Annotated in this window: 3 protein-coding genes; all 3 read left to right on the top strand. The window is 44.5% G+C overall.

The features are described from left to right. Nucleotides 1–265: 265 nt before the first annotated feature. The 3 genes from H6G26_RS39600 (at nt 266) to H6G26_RS39590 (ending at nt 3,862) form a co-directional block, all read left to right on the top strand. The gene (locus H6G26_RS39600; protein WP_242054347.1) at nt 266–1,891 is read left to right on the top strand and encodes a strawberry notch C-terminal domain-containing protein; all 1,626 of its coding nucleotides are present in this window, start codon (nt 266–268) and stop codon (nt 1,889–1,891) included. 66 nt (nt 1,892–1,957) lie between these two features. After that, complete coding sequence (locus tag H6G26_RS39595; RefSeq protein ID WP_190737349.1) at nt 1,958–2,278, top strand: hypothetical protein; 321 nt, start codon at nt 1,958–1,960, stop codon at nt 2,276–2,278. Nucleotides 2,279–2,617: 339 nt separating this feature from the next. Then, complete coding sequence (locus tag H6G26_RS39590; protein WP_206757591.1) at nt 2,618–3,862, top strand: hypothetical protein; 1,245 nt, start codon at nt 2,618–2,620, stop codon at nt 3,860–3,862. The last annotated feature ends 92 nt before the right edge of the window (nt 3,863–3,954 follow it).

Below are 3,954 nucleotides of genomic sequence, written 5' to 3'. Positions count from 1 at the left end.
CGAGCTTGTTCGGTGTGGGCAGATAAGGAGTCAATTCTGAGTCTGAATGGTAGGGCTTTCACCTACATCTGACCGAGAGTTCAGCCTTTAGTGACAGTAATCTGCTGTCGGGCTGGCTTAGTTATGTACGGACTGGATACCGAGATTCACTAAGCAACGAATCGCACATCTTCATTCCATCCATTCTGGCGAGGATGGAGAAGAAAGATCCGAGCCAGTCTTTGACGCTGATGGCTCTCCGGTTATCTCCCAAGAAGCTGTAGCCTTGAGAGATGCCTTAGTAGACAAACTCGCCAGCCTTGATCCAATTCCTGGTGCATTAGAACAATTGCTGTGGCACTTCGGTAATAAGCAAGTGGCTGAAGTTACAGGTCGTAGCAAGCGAGTTTTGAAAGATGATTCAGGGCGTTTGTTTGTGGATTCACGCGGTGGTGAGGCGAATATTGCTGAAACTGCTGCATTCATGGCGGACGAGAAACAAATTCTTATCTTCTCTGACGCTGGTGGGACAGGCAGAAGTTATCATGCTGGTCTAAATGCTGTGAATCGTCGGCGGCGATCGCACTATCTTTTAGAAGCCGGCTGGAGAGCAGACAACGCAATCCAAGGGCTTGGGCGATCGCACCGCACAAACCAAGCATCTGCGCCCGTGTTCAGACCAGTCACGACGAACGTTATAGGTGAACGCCGATTCATCAGCACTATTGCTCGACGGCTGGATAGCTTGGGCGCTCTTACTCGTGGTCAACGGCAGACAGGTGGCAATGGGATATTCTCGGTACAAGATAATCTAGAGTCGAACTATGCAGAACACGCCCTGTATGAGTTATTCAGACAAATATACCTTGGTCGATTTTATGAAGTTCCATTAGGGACTTTTGAGCAAATGACAGGACTCTCGCTCACTTCCCACGAAGGCGGGATGAAAATCGACTTGCCCCCATTGCGGCAATTCCTCAACCGACTATTGGCTCTACGAATTGATATGCAAAACGTGATTTTCGAGAGGTTCGAGTTGTTGCTAAGTCAGCAGATTGAAGCAGCGATCGCGGCTGGTGTCTACGAGATGGGTGTAGAGACACTCCGGGCTGAACGGTTTACTGTTGAGAGCCAGGAAGCTGTATATACTCATGCTCAAACTGGTAGCGTCACCAATTACTTGAAAGTACAACGCACCCAGAAGAACAACATCAAAACGGCTATTGAGATGTTGGAGTTCGCTGCCAAGTACCAAGGGCAATTCATGGTGAATCAGAAAGGTAGTGCGGCGGTAACAATTCCAACCCATAGTATATTCGATGCTGAAGGTGGCGTTGTGCCAAGGGTTTTGCTCGTCCGTCCACAAAAAGAAACTCGTATCATAGTCGAACAACTGAATTCTTCCACTTGGCGGCAGGTTTCGGCTGATACGTTTATTGCGGCATGGTCTACTGAAGTGGACACACTGCCCAAATTCACAACCGATTACCTGCATTTGGTAACTGGTATTCTCCTACCCATCTGGAAAATACTACCACAGCAGAATAGTCGAGTATTCCGACTACAAACCAGCGATGGGCAGAAAATTTTAGGGCGGGTAGTGAATGCTTCCGACATCCAAACTGTGCGCGAACAACTCGGACTGAAGAACCAGTTGTTAAGCCCAGCAGAACTTGTTTCACTGGTGCTAAACGAAGGCTATTCCCAGCAGTTACCGGGTGGCGTAACTTTACGGCGTTCTTACATTGCCGCAGAACCTCGCATAGAACTGGTTAATGCTATTTCACTTGCAGAGCGACTCTTAGCTGTTGGATGTTTCACCGAGATCATCAACTGGTGCAAGCGGGTATTCATTCCGGTTTCAGACAAAGCACCAGCTATTCTAGCGGCTGTGATTGAAATCTTGGGGTAAGTCAAAAGCTGATGTATGTATCTAATAAATTAAATACATTAGCTTATTTTTCGCTCAAACAAGAGTGTGAAGAAAGGAAAAGGGGAAAGAGAACCCCATACTTACCGTTTCGGCACGGTGAGGGGTCAAGATTTATGCGTTCAGTTCAGAGCAGACTCTTTCATTTGCAGCTTTGGTTCAGCCACTCGGTTTTATAAAAAGGATGGAAGCGGATCTGAAGAATATTTGCAGTGGCTGAGACAGCGAATCACAGAAATCCTGAACAGTTGTGTACACGTTTGGAAAGAAGAGCAAATTATTGGGCAAATTGAGATGATGCGTTGTCAACACGATTCAAGCGTTGGCTACGTCAATTTATTTTACCTGACTGAAAACATTACTGTATAAGGCTTTCAACCAAAGCTGACAATTTTCCCGTTTCGGTACGGTGATGCCAAAGGCGTTAAAGCGGTTAATTTATTCGGTGGCAACTGTTGGGAAGTTCAATGCAGCAAACCATTGGTTGCGGCATTGAACCGTTGCATGGCAGCTCATAGCAGCTTCCCTACTTTCTCCCCTTGAAGGTGTTCCGAATTGATAAATCATTATTAAAAACTTAGTTTCGCCATTTCACTACAATATTCTTGCTTGATCAAGCAAATAGTTATACTTTACAAGATGTGTGCTGTTCGAGGAATCACCTTGTTTTCAGTGACACAAAATTTTACTTCCACAGCACAAAATTTTATGGCTAACTTCAACGTCACTAACATCAATGATACTGGTGCAGGTTCTCTGCGGGACGCGATTACACAAGCTAATAACACGAACGGCGCAGATACAATTAGTTTTACTGGTACAACATTCGAGGATAACATTGCTGATACCATTACCCTAACTAGTGGGGAGCTAATAATCACCGATACAATTATCATTAATGGCAAAGAGTCAAGCAATCTTACTATTAGTGGTAACAATGCTAGCCGTGTCTTTAACGTCAATGATCAAGATAGTAATAATCAAATTAAAGTAGAGGTTACTGGACTGACAATTACTGGTGGAACTAGTGTTGATAACGGTGGCGGCATCCTCAACTTAGAAAACCTGACAATCAACAGCAGTACCATTAGTAGCAATTCAGCTTTCTCTGGCGCAGGGATCGCTAATTTTGGGACCGCTAATATTAACAGCAGCACCATTAGCAGCAATTCGACTACTGAAGGAGTCGGCGGCGGGGTCGCTAACGGCGGTATGCTCATAATCGACAACAGCACTATCGCCCAAAATTCATCTTTATTCGGCGGCGGGATCAACAACTTTGGGAGAATCATAATCAGCAACAGCACTCTCTCCAGCAATCAATCTGATAAAGGAGGCGGGATAAACAATACTGGCAAAGTTACAGTCAGTAACAGCACCATTAGTAAAAATTCAGCAGTTTCTGATAGCGACATCTTTGTGTTTGGCACAGATACAATTACCAGCAGCCTATCTGGAGATACGTTTAGTGGCAATGGTGGCGGCGTCTTTAACTCTATTGAGGGCAAATTCACGCTACTTAACAGCATTGTCTTTGGCAATCAAGCTACTGGCAGTGGTGGCGGCATCTTTAACTCAAGCCAAGTCACCTTAATTAATAGTATCGTTACTAATAACACTGCTGACTCTGACAACAATGGTATTGGCAAAGGTGGAGGAATTAGCAATGATTCAGGTATCTTTTCTGCTAGCAATACCATCATCGCAGCTAACAAAGTGATTCCAGATAATCTAGGGCTAGGAACTGTCAACCCTAACATTGGTGGAAACATTTCTGGCGGTACTAATAATTTTATAGGGGCTATTACAAGTGCATCAACTAATGATCTTCTCGTTAGTGGAGTTGACAATGGCATCGTTTCTGGCAGTGAGAATTGTGATCAGTTGTTCTCTCAAGTATTTAGTAGACCTCTTGCAGAATTGATTTTGTGTTATAATGATTGGTTTTCTTAATCTGAATGGGGTGAGATAACTAAAAAGATTGATGCCTGGGGTATTTATAGCGATAGTTGTAATCGCGGAACGTCTGACAGAAAAAACATCAC

Source organism: Nostoc sp. FACHB-888, from assembly GCF_014696655.1.
Taxonomy (GTDB): Bacteria; Cyanobacteriota; Cyanobacteriia; order Cyanobacteriales; family Nostocaceae; genus Nostoc.
This window is presented reverse-complemented; position numbering and strand designations above follow the sequence as displayed.